Annotated in this window: 17 protein-coding genes; 8 read left to right on the forward strand and 9 right to left on the reverse strand. The window is 69.6% G+C overall.

Going from position 1 to position 20160, the window contains the following annotated elements:
- Nucleotides 1-402: 402 nt before the first annotated feature.
- Both asnB and ACZ6NC_RS07100 read left to right on the forward strand, forming a co-directional pair.
- On the forward strand, nucleotides 403-2235 hold the full coding sequence (asnB, locus tag ACZ6NC_RS07095) for an asparagine synthase (glutamine-hydrolyzing) (RefSeq protein ID WP_465729784.1): 1833 nt from the start codon (nucleotides 403-405) through the stop codon (nucleotides 2233-2235).
- A 297-nt stretch (nucleotides 2236-2532) separates the two neighbouring features.
- The gene (locus tag ACZ6NC_RS07100; RefSeq protein WP_465729826.1) at nucleotides 2533-3180 is read left to right on the forward strand and encodes a YoaK family protein; all 648 of its coding nucleotides are present in this window, start codon (nucleotides 2533-2535) and stop codon (nucleotides 3178-3180) included.
- Nucleotides 3181-3406: 226 nt separating this feature from the next.
- Here ACZ6NC_RS07100 and ACZ6NC_RS07105 read toward each other — a convergent pair whose 3' ends face one another.
- Together ACZ6NC_RS07105 and ACZ6NC_RS07110 are read right to left on the reverse strand one after the other, a co-directional pair.
- A complete protein-coding gene (locus tag ACZ6NC_RS07105) occupies nucleotides 3407-4405 on the reverse strand; it encodes an ArsR/SmtB family transcription factor (protein ID WP_465729786.1) in 999 nt (332 codons plus the stop codon).
- A 317-nt stretch (nucleotides 4406-4722) separates the two neighbouring features.
- Nucleotides 4723-5487, reverse strand: coding sequence for a GNAT family N-acetyltransferase (locus ACZ6NC_RS07110; RefSeq protein WP_465729788.1), 765 nt, complete (start codon nucleotides 5485-5487; stop codon nucleotides 4723-4725).
- Nucleotides 5488-5957: 470 nt separating this feature from the next.
- Between ACZ6NC_RS07110 and ACZ6NC_RS07115 the strand changes: the two genes are divergently transcribed.
- From ACZ6NC_RS07115 to ACZ6NC_RS07125, 3 genes are read left to right on the forward strand one after another with little or no spacing between them, the layout of a single operon-like run.
- On the forward strand, nucleotides 5958-6482 hold the full coding sequence (locus ACZ6NC_RS07115) for a PadR family transcriptional regulator (protein ID WP_396323874.1): 525 nt from the start codon (nucleotides 5958-5960) through the stop codon (nucleotides 6480-6482).
- Nucleotides 6479-7189 (forward strand): ABC transporter ATP-binding protein, encoded by a 711-nt coding sequence (locus ACZ6NC_RS07120; RefSeq protein WP_465729790.1) that lies wholly within the window; start codon nucleotides 6479-6481, stop codon nucleotides 7187-7189. The genes ACZ6NC_RS07115 and ACZ6NC_RS07120 overlap by 4 nt, the downstream gene beginning before the upstream one ends.
- Nucleotides 7186-9414 carry an FtsX-like permease family protein gene (locus ACZ6NC_RS07125; protein ID WP_465729792.1) on the forward strand — a complete coding sequence of 743 codons (2229 nt, stop codon included), beginning with the start codon at nucleotides 7186-7188 and terminating at the stop codon, nucleotides 9412-9414. The genes ACZ6NC_RS07120 and ACZ6NC_RS07125 overlap by 4 nt, the downstream gene beginning before the upstream one ends.
- A gap of 22 nt (nucleotides 9415-9436) precedes the next feature.
- Here the strand turns inward: ACZ6NC_RS07125 and ACZ6NC_RS07130 are convergent, their stop codons facing one another.
- Nucleotides 9437-9910, reverse strand: a complete 474-nt coding sequence (locus tag ACZ6NC_RS07130; RefSeq protein WP_465729794.1) for a nucleotide triphosphate diphosphatase NUDT15 — start codon at nucleotides 9908-9910, stop codon at nucleotides 9437-9439.
- A gap of 41 nt (nucleotides 9911-9951) precedes the next feature.
- Nucleotides 9952-11448, reverse strand: coding sequence for an SDR family NAD(P)-dependent oxidoreductase (locus ACZ6NC_RS07135; protein ID WP_465729796.1), 1497 nt, complete (start codon nucleotides 11446-11448; stop codon nucleotides 9952-9954).
- Nucleotides 11449-11743: 295 nt separating this feature from the next.
- On the opposite strand from ACZ6NC_RS07135, the gene ACZ6NC_RS07140 reads away from it, so the two are divergent.
- Nucleotides 11744-13183 (forward strand): GuaB1 family IMP dehydrogenase-related protein, encoded by a 1440-nt coding sequence (locus ACZ6NC_RS07140; protein WP_465729798.1) that lies wholly within the window; start codon nucleotides 11744-11746, stop codon nucleotides 13181-13183.
- Between the two features lie 6 nt (nucleotides 13184-13189).
- Here ACZ6NC_RS07140 and ACZ6NC_RS07145 read toward each other — a convergent pair whose 3' ends face one another.
- A complete protein-coding gene (locus ACZ6NC_RS07145) occupies nucleotides 13190-13498 on the reverse strand; it encodes a hypothetical protein (protein ID WP_465729800.1) in 309 nt (102 codons plus the stop codon).
- A 47-nt stretch (nucleotides 13499-13545) separates the two neighbouring features.
- On the opposite strand from ACZ6NC_RS07145, the gene ACZ6NC_RS07150 reads away from it, so the two are divergent.
- Both ACZ6NC_RS07150 and ACZ6NC_RS07155 read left to right on the forward strand, forming a co-directional pair.
- Nucleotides 13546-15051: a recombinase family protein gene (locus ACZ6NC_RS07150; RefSeq protein WP_465729802.1), complete on the forward strand. Its 1506-nt coding sequence runs from the start codon at nucleotides 13546-13548 to the stop codon at nucleotides 15049-15051.
- A 107-nt stretch (nucleotides 15052-15158) separates the two neighbouring features.
- Complete coding sequence (locus tag ACZ6NC_RS07155; protein ID WP_465729804.1) at nucleotides 15159-16214, forward strand: IS630 family transposase; 1056 nt, start codon at nucleotides 15159-15161, stop codon at nucleotides 16212-16214.
- Between the two features lie 372 nt (nucleotides 16215-16586).
- On the opposite strand, the gene ACZ6NC_RS07160 is transcribed toward ACZ6NC_RS07155, so the two are convergent.
- From ACZ6NC_RS07160 to ACZ6NC_RS07175, 4 genes are all read right to left on the reverse strand, one after another.
- Nucleotides 16587-17228, reverse strand: coding sequence for a hypothetical protein (locus tag ACZ6NC_RS07160; protein ID WP_465729806.1), 642 nt, complete (start codon nucleotides 17226-17228; stop codon nucleotides 16587-16589).
- Nucleotides 17229-17446: 218 nt separating this feature from the next.
- A complete protein-coding gene (locus ACZ6NC_RS07165) occupies nucleotides 17447-17950 on the reverse strand; it encodes an MT-A70 family methyltransferase (protein ID WP_465729808.1) in 504 nt (167 codons plus the stop codon).
- A gap of 203 nt (nucleotides 17951-18153) precedes the next feature.
- On the reverse strand, nucleotides 18154-19731 hold the full coding sequence (locus tag ACZ6NC_RS07170) for a recombinase family protein (RefSeq protein ID WP_465729810.1): 1578 nt from the start codon (nucleotides 19729-19731) through the stop codon (nucleotides 18154-18156).
- Nucleotides 19732-19834: 103 nt separating this feature from the next.
- Nucleotides 19835-20160, reverse strand: a 326-nt coding sequence (locus ACZ6NC_RS07175) for a hypothetical protein (protein ID WP_465729812.1), incomplete at its 5' end; no start/stop codon positions are given.

A 20160-nucleotide genomic window follows, 5' to 3' on the forward strand; every position in this document is an offset into this window, starting at 1 on the left:
AACGTGGCAAGGGGGATGGACTCTGCCCTCCACACCCCCCTCAAGACTTGCTGACCCCCGGGACGATGGCGGGGGGAGAGGGGGGGGGGAGGGGGGGGGGGGGGGGGGGCACCCCCCCCCCCCCCCCGCTGTTCCACTCCTGCGTCCCCTGCTGCCCGAGCGCCCGGCGGATGCGGCCGGCATGAGCGGACGAGCAGGGGGACGGCGGCGGTTGGTGTCCGACCACGTACCGCATGGCCGGAAATGTGTCCGAATCGAGGGAACCCCGGGCCCCCGCCGCACGACTGGTGGACCGGGCGCCGACGGGCGGCCGTGCCGGGCCGGGAGCCCCGGGCGGACGGCGCGGTCCAGCCCGCCCCGCCCGCCCGGACCGACTCTGCCCGCCCCAAGGAGTGCACGCGCATGTGCGGAATCACCGGCTGGGCGTCCTTCCACCAGGACGTCCGCCACAGCGCCCCCGTCATCGAGGCGATGACCGCCACCATGGCCCTGCGCGGGCCCGACGCCGGCGGGGTCTGGCTCGGCGCCCACGCCGCGCTCGGCCACCGCCGCCTCGCCGTGATCGACATCGAGGGCGGCGCGCAGCCCATGGCCGACCGCCGCGACCATCCGGGCGTCGTCCTGACCTACAGCGGCGAGGTCTACAACCACCACCGGCTGCGCGCCGAACTCCAGGCCAAGGGCCACCGGTTCGAGACCCGCAGCGACACCGAGGTGGTGCTCCGCGCCTACCAGCAGTGGGGCGACGCCCTGGTCGACCGCCTGGAGGGCATGTACGCCTTCGCCATCTGGGACGAGCGGGCCCAGCGCCTGCTGCTGGTCCGCGACCGGCTCGGCGTCAAGCCGCTGTTCTGGGCGCCCGTCGACGGCGGCCTCGCGTTCGGCTCCGAGCCCAAGGCGCTCTTCGCCCACCCCGAGATCACCCCGACCGTCGACGCCGACGGCCTGCGCGAGGCCTACAGCCTGCTCTTCAATACCGGCCCCACCGTCTGGGCCGGCGTCCGCGAGGTCCAGCCCGGCGGCCTGCTCGTCCTCGACCGGGACGGCATCCGGGAGCGGCAGTACTGGGAGCTCCGGGCCCGCCCGCACACCGACGACCTCGCCGCCACCACCGAGCAGGTCCGCTCGCTGGTCAACCGCGCCGCCCGCGCCCAGCTGGAGGCCGACGTCCCGCTCTGCAGTTTGCTCTCCGGCGGCCTGGACTCCACCGTCGTCACCGCGCTCGTCGCCGACGAACTCCGGCTGACCGAGGGCCCGCAGGCCAAGCTGCGCTCCTACGCCGTCGACTACAGTGACCAGGCCGAACAGTTCACCGGCGACGTGCTGCGCACCGGCCACGACACCCCGTACGCCGCCGAGGCCGGCGCCTTCATCGGCAGCGACCACTCCACCGTCGTCCTCGACCCGGGCGCCCTGCTCGACCCGGAGAACCGCCGGGCCGTCGTCGTCTCCCGCGACTCGCCGATCGGCGTCGGCGACATGGACACCTCGCTCTACCTGCTGTTCGGCGAGATCCGCAGGCACTCCACCGTCGCCCTCTCCGGCGAGGCCGCGGACGAGGTGTTCGGCGGCTACCCGTGGTTCCACAACCCCAAGGCGCTTGCCGCGCAGACCTTCCCCTGGCTGCTCGTCACCGGCGACGAGGCCGCCATGCCGATCAACCCGGACCTCGCCGCTCACCTGCGCATCGGCGAGTTCCGCGACGACACCTACCGCACCGCGCTCGCCGCCGTCCCGCACCTGGACGACGAGAGCCCCGCCGAACACCGGCAGCGCGAGATGCAGCACGTCTCGCTCACCCGCTGGCTGCGCCAGCTGCTGCACCGCAAGGACCGCCTCTCGATGGCGCAGGGCCTGGAGGTCCGCGTCCCCTACTGCGACCACCGACTGGTCGAGTACGCCTTCAACACCCCCTGGGCGATGCAGAGCCACGACGGCCGGGAGAAGAGCCTGCTCCGCTCCACCGGCCAGGGCATCGCGCCCGACTCGGTGCTCTGGCGGCCGAAGAACCACTACCCGACCACCCACCACGCCGACTACAACAGCGGCCTGCAACGGCTCGCCCGCGAGGCACTCGACGCGCCGCACGTGCGCGACATCGCCGACGAGACGGTCATCAAGGCGAGCCTCGACACCCCGGCCGACCAGCTGGAGTGGGGCCACCGGCTGCGCCTGGAGCGGGTCGTCGACCTCGCGCTCTGGCTCGACCACCACCGCCCGGCGCTCGCCGTCTGACGGATCGCCCACGGCCCGCCCCCGTCCCGGACGCTCTCCGGGCCGGGGGCGGCGCCGTTTCCGCGGCGCGGTCGTCGGGGGCGCGGCGATCGGGGGCGCGGTGGTCGGGGGCGCGGCGATCGGGGGCGCGGTGGTCGGGGTACGGCGACGAGCGCGTGGCGGCCGGGGTTCGGCGTGACCCGGAGGGCCGGGCGGGCGTAGAACGGACGGAGAGATCGCCGGGTGTCACCGGAAGCGCCACACGACCGGAGGAGAACAGGTGTGAAGACCGACCCCCGCCACGGCCCGCTGGTCCCGATGCTGCTCGTGCTCACCGTCGTCACCGGGCTGGTCGACGCGGTCAGCTACCTCGCCCTCGGCCACGTCTTCGTGGCCAACATGACCGGGAACGTCGTCTTCCTCGGCTTCGCCCTCGCGGGCGCGCCCGGCCTCTCGGCGACGGCCTCGCTCGCGGCGCTGGGTGCCTTCTTCCTCGGCGCGCTCGCCGGCGGCCGGCTCAGCGAACGCCTCCCCGGCCACCGGGGGCGGCTGCTGGTCGTCTCCACCGTCGTCCAGGCCGTCCTGCTGGCCGCCGGCACCGCCCTCGCCGCACTGGCAGGCCACACCGCCGGCCCGGTCCGCTACCCGCTGATCGGCCTGCTCGGCTTCGCGATGGGCCTGCAGAACGCCGTCGTCCGCCACCTCCGGGTGCCGGACCTCACCACCACCGTCCTCACCATGACCATCACCGCCCTCGCCGCCGACCGGTCCGGCGCCCGCCGACTGGCCTCGGCGGCCTGGATGTTCGGCGGAGCCCTGCTCGGGGCGCTGCTCGTCCTGCACGCCGACGTCCCGGCCGCGCTGGCCCTCGCCCTGGCCCTGCTCGCCGCCGTCGCCGTCTTCGCCCACCACGCCTCCCGCCCCCGCCCCGCCCCCGCCTGGGTGGCCCCGGACGGCGCACCCTGACAGACCGGCGGGCCCCGAACAGGCCCGGCCGGCGGCCTTCGGCAGCTGCACCGCTAGCGTCCTGCGCCGGAGATCCGTCGGCAGAATCGGGCGAGGGAGTCGAGGATCTCGTCGGCGGTCTTGGTCCAGGTGAACGGGGTGGGGTCCTCCTCCTCGTCCTGGCTCATGGGCCCCTGTCGCGAGGATGCTCACCCCACGGTCCGTCCGAGCCGCCACCGACCGACGCTCAGGCCGGGGGCAGGGGCGGCGGGTTGTCGAGGAGGAGGTCGTGGCCGACGTCGGTGAGGGTGTGGCGGACCTGCTTGCCCTCGCGGCGGGTGGCGATCAGGCCGGCCGTGCGCAGGGCGACGACATGGGCGGAGGCGGAGGGCGGGGTGACGCCGAGCCGCTGGGCGAGCTCGGTGGTGGAGCAGGTGCTGCCGGCGATGGCGCGCAGGACGCGGGCGCGGGCGGGGCCGAGCACAGCAGCGAGGCCGTCGGCGGCTGGTGTCCGGGCCGCAGGCTCGGCGGTCGGGGCGGCGATCGGGTGCAGCAGCAGGCTCTGGCGGTCCGGCTCGGCCAGCAGGCTGATGCTCCGCTGGACGAAGTAGTTGGGCCGCAGTTCCAGGCCCCGGCCGCCGAGCTCGAAGGAGCCCTCCAGTTCGCCGAGGGTGCACTCCAGCACTCCCTCGTCCCGCCAGACGGCCTTCGGGTGGAGCGAGTCGAGCATTTCGCCGATCCCGGAGCGGGCGGCGGTGCGGGCCCGGACGGCGATGTCGGCCTCCAGTGCGCGGCGGATGTCGGGCCAGTCCGGGGCGAGGCAGGACCGGAACAGCGCCCAGGCACCGTCACTGACCTCGCGCAGGCCCCGGCTGCCGTCCTCGCGCAACCGGGCCAGGGCGGCCGGGACTTCCGGGCCGCTGCCGAACATCGCGACACCCTCCTCCACGGCCTGCTGCGGGACGGAGAGGAGCGCGTCGAGCTCGTCGGTCAATTGCCGGCGGACGGCGTCGAGGTCCGCCACCATGAAGTCGGGGACACCGACCGGGCTCGCGTTGACCACCTCGAGGAAGCGCACGGCCCGGTGGGGCACGTGGCGGCGGACGTCCCGCCACCAGCGCTCGCTGCGCGACCCGCTGCCCTGGTGAACGCCCAACCGGGCCGAGCCGGCCATCAGGTGGTCGAGCGGGGATATGACGAACCGGGTCCTCGCGAGGTCCGCGACCCCGAACCTCAGTGCGATCACGAACCTTCCTCCGGTTCCCCGCAGCCTTCCTGACCTGCCGCGTTGTTGACTATTAGGCCCAGAGGCTAATACATGGCCGTCCGGCCGTCCCCGTTGGCATGCTCTCTCTCGTCGGCGCGACTTGGGCCCGCTCCGGCCCCCACCACGAGGGGAGTGGGGGCCGGAGCACGATCCTCGACCGGGCGTTCGTTGAACCGAACGCCCGGCGTCGCCCGGCGAACTCCTCCAACACCTCATCGCCACCTGGACCGGCCACTGCCTCACATGCCGACGACCCACCCCATGGCAGACCTACGGCACCGCCTGACAAAGCACTGCTAGGGCTTGCGCGCGGTCGGCGCCCGCCCCGGCCGGGGCGGCCGGCCGGCGTCGGCCCGGGCCTGTTCCGCGGCGATCAGCGGGCCGATCACCTCCTCGACCGTGCGGTGCGAGGTCGCCGCGAACGCGGCGACCCAGTCCACGAGTTCGGCCGGCAGCTGGAGGGTGAGGCGACGCGTCGCCCCGGTCCCGTGAGCCCCGGGAGCCTCGGCAACCCCGGGAGCCACGGGAGCCGTGGCAGCCCCGGCAGCCTCGTGGACGGCCAGGAAGGCGTCCGTCTCGACCCCGTACCACCGGGTCGTCCGTCCGAGCGGCGTCATGCCGAGGCGCCGGCAGACCGCCGCCGAGTGGGTGTTGGCGGGGCGGACGACGGCGTGGATCCGGGTGAGGCCCCCGGCGAACCCCTTGGCGAGGGCGGCGCGGGCGGCCTCGGTGGCGAAGCCGTGGCCCCAGGAATCGGGGTGGAGGTGCCAGCCGACCTCGATCTCTCCGTCGCCGTCCGGCAGCGGCACCAGCAGGACGGAACCGACGACGGTGCCGGTGTCCCGCCGTTCGAGTGCCCAGACGCCGTACCGGGGGTCGGCGGAGCGCTGCCGGAACCGTTCGATCAGGGCCGTGGCCTCGGCGGGCGAGGCCAGTGCCCTCGGGTCGGCGCCGAGCCAACGCACCACCTCCCAGCGGGAGTAGAGGTCGTAGGCGCGCTGCTCGTCCTGCGGCTCCCAGAGGCGGGCGGTGAGCCGGTCGGTGGTGAAGGCGATGAGCACAGGGGTCTCCGTCGGTCGTCCTGCGGCCCGCCGGGGCTGCTGGTGGTGCGGCCGCTCCACTCGGATTCGTGCCGGGCCCAGGATTCCTCCCGGGCCCGGTCGGCCTGCCGGCCGACTCGCCCCGGCGCGACACGGCCTGTATCCAATCTCCCTCCGCTCCCCGCCCGCACACAAGGGCCGTGCGGGCCCGCACTACTCGGGAGGCCGGCCCACGAACCGGGACGTTCGGCCCTCGGCGGGGGAGGGCCCGGCAGGGCAGGCTGGGAGTGGTCGCGTCCTCCGAGTGCCGGGGCGCGGCGGGTCCGGCTTGCCGTGGGGGCTTGCCGGACCGTGGTGCGGGGCGGGGGGCGGACGTGGGGCCGCCTCCCGCTCGCGCCGTCCCGAGCGCCTCGACCCGTCGTATTCGCAGGTCAGAGCCGTATTCTCGCCAGCTATACACTCGGTGTATACCTCTGGTGTACGGTCATCTCATGAGTGTTCCTTTGACCCTCCTCGGGCTGCTGGAGCGGGAGCCGAGCCATGGCTACGACCTCAAGCGCGACTACGACGCCTTCTTCGGGCGGGGCAAGCCCCTTCCATACGGTCAGGTCTACGCCACGCTCGGCCGGCTGGCGCGGGACGGCAAGGTCGTGGCCGGCGAGGCGGAGCCCGGCGACGGGCCCGAGCGCAAGCGCTACGTGATCACCGACGCCGGTGTGACGGAGTTCGAGCACTGGCTCACCGAGCCCGTCTCACCCGAACCGAACCTGCAGACGGTGCTGTTCACCAAGGTCGTGCTGGCCCTGATGCTCGGCCGCGACGCCGAGGTCTACCTCGACACCCAGCGCGCCGCCCACATGCGGCGGATGCGCGAACTGACCGACCTGCGCCGCAACGGAGCGCTGGTCGACGCCCTGCTCGCCGACCACGGACTCTTCCACCTGGAGGCCGACTTGCGCTGGATCGACCTGACCACCGCCCGCCTGGACGCGCTCGCCGAGGCGGTGCGGTCATGACGCTGCTGATCGAGGCCCAGGACGTCAGCCTCGCCTTCGGCGAGACCCCCGCCCTGCGCGGGGCGAGCCTGGCCGTCCACGCCGGCGAGGTGCTCGCCATCATGGGCCCCAGCGGCTCCGGCAAGTCCACCCTGCTGCACTGCCTGGCCGGCATCCTCACCCCCGACTCGGGTGAGGTCCGATTCGACGGGCAGCGGATCGACACCATGGGCGAGGCCCAGCGCAGCGCCCTGCGCCGCGACAGGTTCGGCTTCGTCTTCCAGTTCGGCCAGCTCGTCCCGGAGTTGACCGCCGAGGAGAACGTCGCCCTGCCGCTGCTGCTGAGCGGCACCAAGCGGGCGGCGGCCCTGGCCGAGGCCCGGCCCTGGTTCGCCCGGCTCGGCCTGGACGGCATGGGGCAGCGCCGCTCCGGTGAGCTGTCGGGCGGTCAGGCGCAGCGCGTCGCGCTGGCCCGCGGCCTGGTGGCGCGGCCACAGGTGCTGTTCGCCGACGAGCCGACGGGTGCGCTGGACTCGCTCACCGGCGAGCAGGTGATGGAGCTGATGGTCGGCGCCGCGCGCGAACAGGGCACCACCGTCATCCTGGTCACCCACGAACCGCGGGTCGCCGCCTACGCCGACCGCGAGGCGATCGTCCGGGACGGCAAGGCCACCTCGCTCTCGGCGGGTCCGGCGACGGACCGCGCGGCGGAACGGATCGCCTCGTGATCCAGTTCGCTCTGCGCCTCGCCGTCAGCGGCGGAAAGGAGGCCCTGGCCCGGCTGGTCATCATCGCTGCCGCTGTGGCGATCGGCGTCGGCCTGCTGCTCTCCACGCTGGCGAGCATCAACGCCGTGGGCAAGTCCAACGAGCGGGTGCTGTGGACCAACAGCGGTGCGGCGAGCCGGACCGAGACCGCGCCGGTGGACCCGCTCTGGTGGTGGGACCACGGCGACTACTTCGACGGCAAGGAGATCTTCCAGCTCGACGTCGCCGCCACCGGGCCGACCGCGCCCGTCCCGCCCGGTCTCGACAAGCTGCCCGCGCCCGGTGACTACTACGCCTCGCCCGCGCTCGCCGAACTGCTGCGCAAGACCCCGGCCGTCGAGCTGGGCGACCGCTTCCCCGGCCGGATGGCCGGAATCCTCGGCGACGAGGCACTGCCCTCCCCGGACTCGCTCTACCTGATCGAGGGCCGCACTCCGGCGGAGATCGAGCACATGCCCGGGGCGAGCAAGGTCACCACCATCGCCACCGCCCTCCCGCCCTCCTGCGACAACGACTGCCCGGGGCTGGGCACGCGCGGCGACGCCATGACGCTGATCCTCTCCGTGGTGGCCGGCGCGCTGATCTTCCCCGTGGTCATCTTCATCGGCACCGCGACCCGGCTCTCCGCCGCCACCCGCGAGCAGCGCTACGCCGCGATGCGGTTGGTCGGCGCCACCCCGCGGCAGGTTTCGGTGATCTCGGCAGTGGAGTCCACCGTGGCCGCGGTGGCCGGCACGGTCGTCGGCTTCGGTCTCTTCCTGTTGCTGCGCCCACTGGTGGCGACCATCCCGTTCACCGGTGACCGGTTCTTCGCCGAGGACCTGACGCTCACTCCGCTCCAGATGGCGGCCACGGCGCTGGGTGTCCCGGTGGCGGCGTCGGCCGCAGCGCGGCTGGCACTGCGGCGGGTCACCATCTCACCGCTTGGCGTCACCCGCCGGGTGACCCCGAAGCCGCCGAGCTTCTGGCGGGTGGTCCCGCTGCTGGCCGGACTCGCGGAGCTCGGCTGGTTCGTCAACCGGCGCCCGGAGACCACCAACGGGCAGACCGCGGCCTATCTGACCGGCTTCCTGGTGATCATGCTCGGCCTGGTGATCGCCGGACCCTGGCTCACCATGGTGGGCGCCCGCGCCGTCGCGCTGCGGACCAGCCGCCCTGCCACGCTGATCGCCGTCCGCCGGCTCGCGGACGACCCGAAGGCGGGCTTCCGCTCGGTCGCGGGTCTGGTCCTCGCCCTCTTCGTCACCACGGCGACGGTCTGCATCATCGGCACCATCAACGAGAACCGGGGCACGCTCAGCGGGGACCCGGAGACCCGGACCGCGGTCGAGCAGAGCAGCATGCTCGACGAGCCCCCGATGACGGACGCCGTTCCGGCGCAGCTGCTGGCGGACCTCCGGGCGGTGCCCGGCTTCCACGGCCTCGCGCTGGGCCACGACAACCCGCAGGGGCTCGGCGCGCTGCCGGGTGAGCGCCCCGGGTTCTCCCCGAGCCTGGTGCTCTGCACCGAGCTCGCCCAGGTCCCGGTGGTGGGCCGATGCCCGGCCGGCGCGAGCGTCGTCGGCGTCCCGCAGTGGGGTTTCATGAGCCTGCGCTCCGCCTCCGGGTTCGAGTGGCCGGCCGCAGCCGTCTCCGCGGAGGAGGCGGCCAGGCTGCCGGTGCGCAGCATCTACGTGACCACCGACGGCTCCGCCGCCGCCAAGGAGCAGACCCGGACGCTGCTCACCAAGGCTTACCCGGACCACCGGTCCCGGACGGTGGGCGACTGGGGCTCCGCCCAGCAGAAGCAGCTGTCAGGCTGGCGGCAGCTGGCCAACGTGGTGCTGCTGACCACCCTGCCGGTCGCCGGGTGCAGCCTGGCGGTGAGCGTGGTCGCGGGCCTGACCGACCGCAAGCGGCCGTTCGCCATGCTGCGGCTCACCGGCGCGTCGCTGCGCCTGCTGCAGAGGGTGGTCGGGCTCGAGAGCGCGCTGCCGCTGCTGGTGGTGGCGGCGATCGCGACCGGCACCGGCTTCGCGGCGTCCGCGATGTTCCTCAAGTCGCAGATGCAGTACGACCTGGTGTCGCCGGGCGCGGTGTACTTCGTCCTGGTGGCGCTCGGCCTGGCGGCCTCGCTCGGGATCATCGCCTCGACGCTCCCGCTGCTGAAGCGGATCACCGGCCCGGAGGCGGCCCGCAACGGCTGAACCCGGCCCCGGACCGTCTCGCCTACCCCGTCGCCCGCGTTCGGCCGGTGACGGGGTAGGCGTGCGTCCCGGCCCGGAGCGCCGAGGGGGCGTCCGGGAGCCAGCTGCCCAGCACCAGCGCGGACGGGTAGAACATCGGCCCGGGCAGCGCGTCGAGCGGGAACCGCTCCCAGCCGGCGCACGCGTGCGGCTCGGTGACCTCGGCGGTGGCCAGGCTCGGCGGGGCGAGCACGGCCGCGGTCAGCCGGGGGCGGCCCAGCTCGTGGTCGAGCAGCACGGCCAGCACCCGCATCCGCTCGGCCGGCAGCACGATGCCGGTCTCCTCGGCCAGCTCCCGGGCGGCGGCCTGTTCGAAGGACTCGCCCGGGTCGTCCACCTTGCCGCCGGGCAGGCTCCAGGTCGGCGGCTCGCCGGCGGTGATCCGGCGGCCGAGCAGCACCCGGCCGTCCCCGGTGGGCACGATGACGCCGGCGCCGAGCAGCGGTGCGGTGGTCAACTCGGTTTCTCCTTACGGGGGTTGCCAGGCGGCTTGCGGGTCTACCAGGCGGCGCGGTCGAAGTCCTTGAGGAAGCAGCCGTAGAGGTCCTCGCCCTGCTCGCCGCGGACGATCGGGTCGTACACCCGGGCCGCGCCGTCGACCAGGTCGAGCGGGGCGTGGAAGCCCTCGTCGGCGAGGCGCATCTTGTCCGGGTGCGGGCGCTCGTCGGTGATCCAGCCGGTGTCGACGGCGGTCATCAGGATGCCGTCGGTCTCGAACATCTCCTGCGCGCTGGTGCGGGTGAGCATGTTCAGCGCGGCCTTGGCCATGTTGGTGTGCGGGTGGCCGGCGCCCTTGTAGCCGCGCTGGAACACGCCCTCCATCGCGGAGACGTTGACCACGTACTTGCGGCGGGACGCCGAGGCGGCCATGGCCGGGCGCAGCCGGCTGATCAGGATGAACGGCGCGGTGGAGTTGCAGAGCTGGACCTCCAGCAGCTCCACCGGGCCGACCTCGTTGACGGTCTGCACCCAGCTGTTGGTGGGTGCGAGGTCGGGCACCAGGCCGCCGGCGTCGATCGCGGTGCCGGCCTCGATCCGGGCGGGCGTCGCGGAGCCGGTGACCAGCGCGAGGGAGGTGACGTCCTCGGCGGACAGCCGCTCCTGCTCGCCGGTGGCCTGCGCGGGCAGGGCCGGCAGGTCCACGCTGCCGCTGCCGAAGCGGCCGATGGTGGTGGACTGCGGCAGCTCGCCGGCCGGCAGCGGCGCCGACTCGGCGTTGACCAGCTCGCGGTAGGACTCCGGCGGGCGGCGCACGGTCTGCGCGGCGTTGTTGATCAGGATGTCCAGCGGGCCGTCCGCGGCGACCTCGTCGGCCAGCGCCATCACCTGGGCCGGGTCGCGCAGGTCGATCCCGATGATCTTCAGTCGGTGCAGCCAGTCGGCGCTGTCCGGCATCGCGGTGAAGCGGCGGATGGCGTCGTTGGGGAAGCGGGTGGTGATGGTGGTGTGGGCGCCGTCGCGCAGCAGCATCAGCGCGATGTACATCCCGATCTTGGCCCGGCCGCCGGTGAGCAACGCGCGCTTGCCGGTGAGGTCGGCGCGGGCGTCGCGGCGGGCGCGGTTCTTCACCGCGCAGGCCTGGCAGAGGTTGTGGTAGAAGGCGTCCACCTCGACGTACCGCTGCTTGCACGTGTAGCAGGAGCGGGGGCGCTCCAGGATGCCGGCGATCTCGGAGGTGGTGACGGTCGTCAGGCCGAAGGCGCCGGCCGTCTCGTCGTCGATCCGGGTCGGCGCGCCGGTGGCCGTCCGGGCGGTGACGGCGCGGTCGTTGGCGGTCTTCCGGGCCCGGGTCTCCTGGCGGCGGCGCTGCTTGAGCGTGCGGAATATGCCGCCGACCGCCTGGCGGACGGTGATCGCGTCCGGGTGGTCGACGTGCAGCTCGTCCAGCTCGGCGAGCACGTCGAGGCAGAGCCGCAGCCGCTCCGGGTCGAGGCCGGGACCGTAGTCGATCTCCTCCTCGGACCCCTCGGTGCCGCTGTCCTGCTGGATGTCCACGCCCGCCGTCATCGCCTGCTGCCGCTTTCCTGGATTGCCTCGCCGTTACCGCGTGAATGCTACGGGAGCGGCCGCGGCCGGGGCGAAAAGCCGATCACTTGGAGAAACCTCCAAAGCTTGGAGCTTTTGGGTGATCATGGTTTGTGCACTGCGCCAGCAATCGTCCTCGAACTGGCTTTTGCCCCCACCGTGCCGGAGAATCGAATGTTGGGTGCGGGGCGCCCGAGTGCGCCCCGCGGCCTCGCCGCAACCGCACCCGAGGTGTACCTTCTCCCAGCCAGAGAGCCCCATTTTCATGCGCTTCCTGAACGACCTCAAGCCCTCGTACGACCTCACGTACGACGACGTCTTCATGGTCCCCAGCCGCTCCGCCGTGGGCTCCCGGCAGGGTGTCGACCTCTCCTCGAACGACGGCACCGGCACCACGATCCCGCTCGTCGTCGCCAACATGACCGCCATCGCCGGCCGCCGGATGGCCGAGACCGTCGCCCGCCGCGGCGGCCTGGTCGCCATCCCGCAGGACATCCCCACCGACGTGATCGCCGACGTCATCGGGTGGGTCAAGCAGCGCCACCTGGTGCACGACACCGCCATCACCCTCGACCCCGGCGCCACCGTCGCCGAGGCGCTCTCGCTGCTGCCCAAGCGGGCGCACGGCGCGCTGGTCGTGGTCGAGGACGGCAAGCCGGTCGGCGTGGTCACCGACTCCGACTGCCAGGGCGTCGACCGCTTCACCAGCCTCGCCGACGTCATGTCGCGCGACCTGCTGCTGCTCGACGAGGGCATCGACCCGCGCGCCGCCTTCGACAAGCTCAGCGAGGCGCACCGCAAGCTCGCCCCGGTCGTGGACGCCGAGGGCAAGCTGGTCGGCCTGCTGACCCGCAAGAACGCCCTGCGCGCCACCCTCTACACCCCGGCCGTGGACGCGCAGAACCACCTGCGGATCGCCGCCACCGTCGGCATCAACGGCGACGTGGCCGGCAAGGCCAAGGCGCTGATCGAGGCCGGCGCCGACGTGCTGGTCGTCGACACCGCGCACGGCCACCAGGAGTCGATGATCAGCGCGCTGCGGGCGGTGCGCGGGCTGGACCCGCAGATCCCGATCGTGGCCGGCAACGTGGTCTCCGCCGCCGGTGTCCGCGACCTGGTCGAGGCGGGTGCCGACATCCTCAAGGTCGGCGTCGGCCCCGGCGCCATGTGCACCACCCGGATGATGACCGGCGTCGGCCGCCCGCAGTTCTCGGCCGTGCTGGAGTGCGCCGCCGAGGCGCGCACGCTCGGCAAGCACGTCTGGGCCGACGGCGGCGTCCGCCACCCGCGCGACGTCGCGATGGCGCTGGCCGCCGGCGCGTCCAACGTGATGATCGGCTCCTGGTTCGCCGGCACCTACGAGTCGCCCGGTGACCTCCAGACCACCGCCGACGGCCGCCAGTACAAGGAGAGCTTCGGCATGGCCTCGGCGCGCGCGGTGAGCAACCGCACCGCCCAGGACTCCACGTACGACCGGGCCCGCAAGGCGCTGTTCGAGGAGGGCATCTCGCACTCCCGGATGTTCGTCGACCCGGCCCGCCCCGGCGTCGAGGACCTGATCGACTCGATCGTCGCCGGTGTCCGCAGCTCCTGCACCTACGCGGGCGCCTCCAGCCTGGAGGAGTTCCACGAGAAGGCCGTGGTCGGCATCCAGAGCGCGGCCGGCTACGCCGAGGGCAAGCCGCTGCACTCCAGCTGGGCCTGATCCCGCTCAGCGGACGGCCGGCCGGTTCCTCGCCTCGGGGACCCGGCCGGCCGTTCCGCTGCCCGGGCCGTGGAAGCGTGTGCCGTGTGAGTGCGGGCCCGCGGCCCGGGCGTCGTGCGAGCGTGTGTCCTCGGCCCGGGCGTCGTGCGAGCGGGTCCCGTCCGGTCGGGCGCCGTGGAACCCGAGCGGGGTGAGCAGGGCCCGGCCGAGCAGGCCGACCGAGGCGTCCAGCGCGGCGGTGAGCGCCCCCGCCGCGCACGGCACCTCGCGCAGCTCCCAGAGCGCGCCGACGCTCGCCCAGGCGACTGCTGGCAAAAGGACCTGTCGGATGGTACAATTCGGACATAACGAGGCATGTTCTTGTGTCCACTGTCCAAGTTCTGCCAGGTCAACAGCTTCTCCAACGCGTCGCTGACTACGCGCGGCTGTCGGATGACGACGCCAAAGATCCAAAGCTTCGCGGCGAGAACGTCGCCATCCAGTTGGACGAGTGCGCGGCCTTCCGCATGTCGAGGTCGGATTGGCTGCATGTCGCCAGCTTCGATGACAACGACATCTCGGCCTCCTCCTACAGCAGTGAGGAGCGCGAGGACTTCGAGAAGCTCATGGCGTTGGTCCGCGCCAGCGGGGTCGACGTCATCCTGTGTGTCGAAGTCACCCGCCTGTTTCGCAAGCCGCTCGAAGCTGAGGCCCTGATTGACCTCGTCTGGTCGAAGAAGACCAGCCTGCACACCATCGTCACCACCCGCGGCGGCTACTACGACCTGCGCACCAGTGTCGGCCGTAAGGCCATCCGTGACGCCGTGAACACGGCCGCCGGCGAGAGCGACAACATCTCGGACCGGGTCCGCAGCAAGAAGGCGGCCCAGGCTCGCCAGGGACTGCCGAACGGCGGCCTGCGGGCGTACGGCTTCGAGTCGGACGGCGTCAGCCACATCCCGCAGGAGCGCGCGATCTGGCTGGAGGTGCGCCGACGGGTCATCCAAGGTGAGTCGCTGGCGGGGATTGTGATCGACCTCAACGCCCGAGGGATCCCGACCGTCCGGGGCGGACGGTGGGAGCGCACGACGTTGGTCAGGATGCTGAGCCGGCCCCGTTACATGGGGAAGCGGGAACACCACGGCGCGCTGTACGGCGCCAGCTGGGACGGATTTGTCACGCCCGAGGAGTGGGAAGAGCTCCAGATCGCCCTGAAGGCGCGCCAGCGCTTCATCCGCAGCCGGGGTGATCCATACAAGTACCTGCTGAGCGGCTTCGCCTTCTGCGGCGTGTGTGGGCAGCGGATGTCCGGCAAGCGGAAGCGCGATGCCGGCGATGAGTCCCCGAAGCCGCGCTACCAGTGCAAGAAGTTTGATGACAGTGGAAGGCAACGAGCCTGCGGTCATATATCGCGCCTGGCTGAACCGCTGGAGGACTTCGTAATCGAGGCGATGCTGTATCGCTTTGACAGTGAGCAGTTCGCTCGGGCTGTGGCGGAGGCAACCGACACTTCAGATGGACTGGGTGAGGCGCTTGCCGACCACCAGGCGAAGCAGCAGCGACTAGATGCCCTTATTGCTGATTACTACGGCGACAATTCCGATAGCCTCAGCCGCGACCAGTTCAGGTTGGCCAAGGAGGCTGCCGAGGCCAGCCTGCATAGTGCCGCGCAGCAGGTGGAGAAGCTGAGCGCCAAGCGGTCGCTCGTGGCGGCCCCGATTGGCGTCACGCTCCGCGAGGCTTGGGCCAACACCCCGGACCTGGGGTGGCGTCGCCAGATCATCGGGCTGGCTATCGACAAGATAATCGTGCGCCAGGCCGGCGGCAAGTACCGCTATAAGCGCTGGATCTTTGACACTAGCCGGATTGAGATCACCTGGAAGGTGTAGCGATAGTACATTTGCGGCTGCGGGTATTAGCGTTTCGTAGAGTTTGGCAAACTCAGAACCCAGCTATTGACCCGAAACGGTAAGGTTCCGGGCTCGTTGATCCGGGCGTGACGGATCTGGTTGGGGGCGCGCGGCGGCTGTCGCCGGACGCGCAGGAGGCCTTGCGGATGCGGGCCGTGGCAGCCGTCCGGGCGGGGCGGGAGCGGCGCGAGGTGGCCGAACTCCTGGGCGTGAGCGCCGAGTCGGTTGCCGACTGGTGGGCGGCGTGGCAGGCCGGCGGCCGTGAAGCCCTGGTCTCCGGCCGACGCGGACGACGGTCGGGCGAGCACCAGGTACTGGACCCTGACGAACAGCAGTGCGTCCGTCAGGCATTGCTCGACCACCGACCCGAAGACCTCGGCCTGGGCGGTCAGTTGTGGACGCGCGCCATGGTTGGCGACCTGATCGCCATGCTCTATCGGGTGCGGATGACCGAGCAGGGCGTGGGCAAATACCTGAAACGGTGGGGCCTATCCTTCCAACGCCCGGACAAGCGGGCGATCGAGCAGGACCCGGAGGCGGTGCGCGTATGGCGCGAGGAGGCCTGGCCGGCCATCCGCGCGCGAGCCGCCGAAGAGGGCGCCGAGATCCTCTTCGCCGACCAGGTCGGTGTCCGCTCGGACCAGGTCTCAGGACGCACCTGGGCCGTGCGAGGCAGCACACCGACCATCAGGCGGACCGGCAACCGGTTCTCGGTGAACGCGATGTCAGCCATCAGCACCCGCGGGAAGATGTGGTTCACGGTCTACCGCGGATCGTTCACCACCACGGTGTTCCTCGACTTCCTCCGGCGACTGGTCGGGCAGTTCGACCGGAAGATCCACCTGGTCGTCGACCGGCACTCCGTCCACCGCAGCAAGGCGGTCCGCGACTGGCTGGTCGAGAACGAGAGCAGGATCGTCCTGCACCTGCTGCCCGCCTACGCGCCGGAGACCAACCCGGACGAACTCGTCAACGCCGACCTCAAGCGGACACTCCTGCCGGCCTGCCGAGCCCGAAACGCCGGAGAGCTCGCAGGCGAGGTACGCCGCTTCTTCTGCCGACGCCAGAAGCAACCCCACATCGTGCGGGGCTACTTCCGCGCCCCGCACGTCCGGTACATCCTCGACGCGCCGGAACATTAGCGTTTCGGGTCAATAAGTGTCCGCAGCCGTAAGTTTGCTATCGCTGCTCGTTGAACATCTCTCATGGAGAGTGAGCTGTCAATTAGGTCTAGCCAGCTTGATCTGGCTGGCCGCTTTGCGTAGGGTTGCCTGATCGGTGACCTTCTCAGGCAATCCCTGCGCAGCCGTGGAAGTTCGGGCAAACCTGGCTATCAGCTTCCGATTGGCCGCGTGTGATGTATTTGACTCCTGTGATGTCCGAGCCATGCAGAGGTGTCCTGCTTAATTCCTGCCTCTACTTTACGTGATTTAGCGTCAGTTTTCCAGAGTTGCTTGCCATAGCTCTTGTGGGAAATCGCTCCTTGATCGCCGGGGAATCTGACGCGTCGCCTATCAAGTTGGCACCTGCCAACCCCTCGGTATGCCGTCTTCCCAGCTGATCTCCTGTCGGTCGGGTTCGCTGAGCCACCCGGCATCGCGGGCGAATTCCACGACATCAGACCACCCGGTGGCTCTGCCCACTTTTTCTTGGTTGATCCTGGTTATTCCGCTGCGACTGATAGAGATTTTGGGCATCAGCTGCTCGTAAGCATCAAGATAGGTCCTTCCTTGGCGGGTGATGCTCACCCACTGCTGAAGTTTCAATCCTTCTCCGCGTTCGGTCGCCTCCAGCTCCTCCAGTTTCCGGCCTTCGACTGGCTCGATGTAGCCCATAGCCGCGAGGCGTTGCAGCTCTTGGTACAACAGATATTGATACGTAGCAAAGTCATCGCTCCCAGTCAGCTTCCTCAGATGCCTCCGTTCATGGTTCGTCACCAATCCAGCCACCGCCAGTTGAAGATAGGTAACGCGTGATTCAAGTTCTTCGACTTTGGCCCACTTTGCACCGAATGGGCCGAAGCTGAACTCTTGCAAGGCGGTGGGACTGGACAGCACTAAGGAGGCTAGGGCGAGTGCGCCGAGGACCCCCACGATAGCCACGCTGAGGCTCGGGGAACGCCCCGCAGCGCTCTCAATGAATATTTCTACCAGCATTGCAACAAGTAAGATGGCCAGTCCATACGTGGTCCACCGGAGCCAGCGGTCGGGCGCATTATGCGTCGAATTTGACGATCCCATTGATGTCACCCCTCTCCGCGCGTGCGGAACCTTCCTTCTCCAGTTTCTCATCAACTTCGGGCGCGGCGCAGGCCGCGGCGCAGGTGGTCCGTGAGGCGGCCGTGGTTTGACTCGTTCCAGCGGGCTGAAGTCAGTTACAGCGCCACATCGCAGGTGACCTCGTTCCCCCAGATGTGCCAGCCAGGCCGGCCACGCCGGGGGAACAGCTCCAGGTACGGCCCGGGCGAGCACCGCTCGATGACGGCGTACTGCTCTTCCGGCTTGTGGCTGTGCTCCTGGAGTGGGGCGTAGAGCCAGCTGCCCTGTCCCCGGAACTGGATCGGTGCCCGCCCGCGGATGCCGAGCAGCAGGTGCTCGGTCTGGTTCCGCAGGTAGTTGCCGAGGCCGAACCGCGGCTTGATCCACGTCAGGCAGCTGCGGTACTTGAAGCCCCAGGCCTCCATGACCTCGACCTGGCGGAACAGGTCGGCATTCGTGACCCACAGCCACAGGTGGGCGTCGTCCCCGACCAGGCGGTCCACCCGCAGCCGGGCGATGTCGTCCAACTTCATGACGGGGTAGTGGCGACTGGCCCCGTAGCCGCCGGTCTGGTTCAGAGCCCAGGGCGGGTCGGCCAGGATCGTGCGATAGCGCTGCACATGCATACCTCTTTCTTGGCTCCAAGCGGAGCCGGGTGATCTAGCCAGGATGCCACCGCCTACGGATCGTGCGGAGCAGGATTTTGGCGTTGTGGCAAGACTTTGGCAACGAGCGCCCCTCCAGGCACTCCCAGGCGGGGAACTGGGGGCTTTGGAGGTGGCGACGTAGCCATCAATGCCAACGCGCGGCGGGCGCGAGCCAGCTATTGACAGTCCATCAAGAACATCGTCCGAATACTGTTACGCAGCCCCAGCCAAGTGGAACGAGGAGCCTCAGCGTGGGCTCTTTTCTGCTTTGTAGAGGCAGAAACAGCAGGTTCGAATTTGGCATTCTGGGGCCTCGTCAAGGGCACTACATCGGTCAACATCCACTGGGTGCGAGGGGCGTACGTCACTTTGAGGTGCTGCTCGTCAAGAGTTAGGCTCTCGATCAGCTCACCGATCAGCTCGCGTTTGCGGTCTCCGCTCCTCGACTTCTGGTACTCATCTGCTGCGTTTTGGGTGAGCTCAACGAAGCCCAGCCCCTTCTCCAGATACGACGTGTCTTCCGCCTCTAGTGCCTTCATCTGACGAGCCACCTCGGCCTGCCTTGCATGCACGGTGATGGCCTTGCTGTCATATTCATCGGCACTAATACGGCCGTCCAATCGGTCATCGTAAAGAACGCTGATCTTGGCTTTCAGTTTCGCCGTCTCCTCTTGCAGGAGCTGGTTCGCTGCCGTCTTGCTTGACGCCTCTGATTCAACAGCGCCTTCCAACCCTTCTCGAAGCCAGCCCATCAGGCTGGGAGTCGGCACTCTCAGCGCCTTCAGGTGATCGACCACCTGTAACTCCACGACTTCCTCTCGCACAAAGCGATCCCGTGAGCACGCTCGGGGCTTGGGGCATTTGCCGTACCAATGACCCTTGGCAGTCTCCCAGACCAGTAAGCCGTCACAGGACGCACAGACCACTAACCCCTGGAAGAGTGCATGGTGCTTCCGGTAGCGCTGAATCTGACTGCCGCGTCGAGATACTGCATTCTGCACCTTCTCGAATAGCTCCACCGAGATGATCGGCTCGTGACTACCTGGGTAGGAGTGCCCATCCCAGCAGATCACCCCAATGTAGTAGGGGTTGTGGAGTAAGCGGTGCACCATACTCAGGGAGACTGGACGGCCCTGTATGAGGAGTCCGCGTTTCGCCATCTCGCGCGCCAGAGACTTCAGGGAGTGTTGTTTAAGCGCTGCTAGCTCAAACATCTGCATGATGAGGGGTGCGACGGCCGGAGCTATTCGCTGGATGCGCTTGCCATCCTCGATGACATTCTCATAGCCTAGCGGCGGTACGCCTGGGAGCCAGCCCTGGCGAAGTTTCTCAAGCTGTCCCTTACGGACCTCTTCGCTCAGGTTGTCGGTGTAGTTCTTTGCCACCACGACGTGCATACCCCAGACGAACTTGTCCTGCGAGGACGAGTTCTTGTGCAGCACCAGCGAGTTCTTTGGCAGATGCAGCCGGCAAGCTTCATCGGCTGCCAACCAGTCCTCCACCATGACCGTGTCCTTGAAGTTGCGCAGCAGACGGTCAACCTTCTCGCAGACGAAGTGCAAGATGTGATGCTTCTTCATGTAGGCCATAGCCTCATTGAAGGTTTGGCGCTGGTCAGCCTTCGACGCGCTTTCCGAAATGAAGAAGACTCTGTCGACCTTCAGGCCGATGCGCTCGCAGTAGTCGCGCTGGTAGCGTTCCTGCGCCTCCAGGGAGTAGCCCTCTTGCTCTTGTTCTTTGCTCGATACCCGCACCAGGATTGTGCATAATTGTTGTTTGTTACTCGTAGAACCTCCTTCTCCGACCTGGGGTCGGATGCAGTTAATTGGTTCCCCGCACAAATATTGTGCTCCATCTTCACGAATGATCCAATAGTGATTTTCGAGCCACCTCGGCTTCATGTTCAGCGATTCGACGCTGCGCCGCTAACTTGATCAGGGCGGTGTAGAACCGGACAAGCCAGTCGGCGATGTCAGATACCTCAGCCAAGTTCAGATCTTGGCCGTAGTCATCGCGCAGGATGGTCTGGAGTTCGTCCAGTCGCTGAGCATGAGTCCGTGATTTCTTTGGCATATGGGAACCTCCTGGTATTGACCCGAAACGGTAAGGTTCCGCGCTCGTTGATCCGGGCGTGACGGATCTGGTTGGGGACGCGCGTCGGCTGTCGCCGAAGGCCCAGGAAG

This window comes from Kitasatospora sp. NPDC041988 (assembly GCF_055588525.1).

Excerpts from the sequence above, each read along its gene's own strand:
- asnB (WP_465729784.1), top strand. The coding sequence starts at position 403 with ATGTGCGGAATCACCGGCTGGGCGTCCTTCCACCAGGACGTCCGCCAC.
- ACZ6NC_RS07100 (WP_465729826.1), top strand. The coding sequence starts at position 2,533 with ATGCTGCTCGTGCTCACCGTCGTCACCGGGCTGGTCGACGCGGTCAGC.
- ACZ6NC_RS07115 (WP_396323874.1), top strand. The coding sequence starts at position 5,958 with ATGAGTGTTCCTTTGACCCTCCTCGGGCTGCTGGAGCGGGAGCCGAGC.
- ACZ6NC_RS07120 (WP_465729790.1), top strand. The coding sequence starts at position 6,479 with ATGACGCTGCTGATCGAGGCCCAGGACGTCAGCCTCGCCTTCGGCGAG.
- ACZ6NC_RS07140 (WP_465729798.1), top strand. The coding sequence starts at position 11,744 with ATGCGCTTCCTGAACGACCTCAAGCCCTCGTACGACCTCACGTACGAC.
- ACZ6NC_RS07160 (WP_465729806.1), bottom strand. The coding sequence starts at position 17,228 with ATGCTGGTAGAAATATTCATTGAGAGCGCTGCGGGGCGTTCCCCGAGC.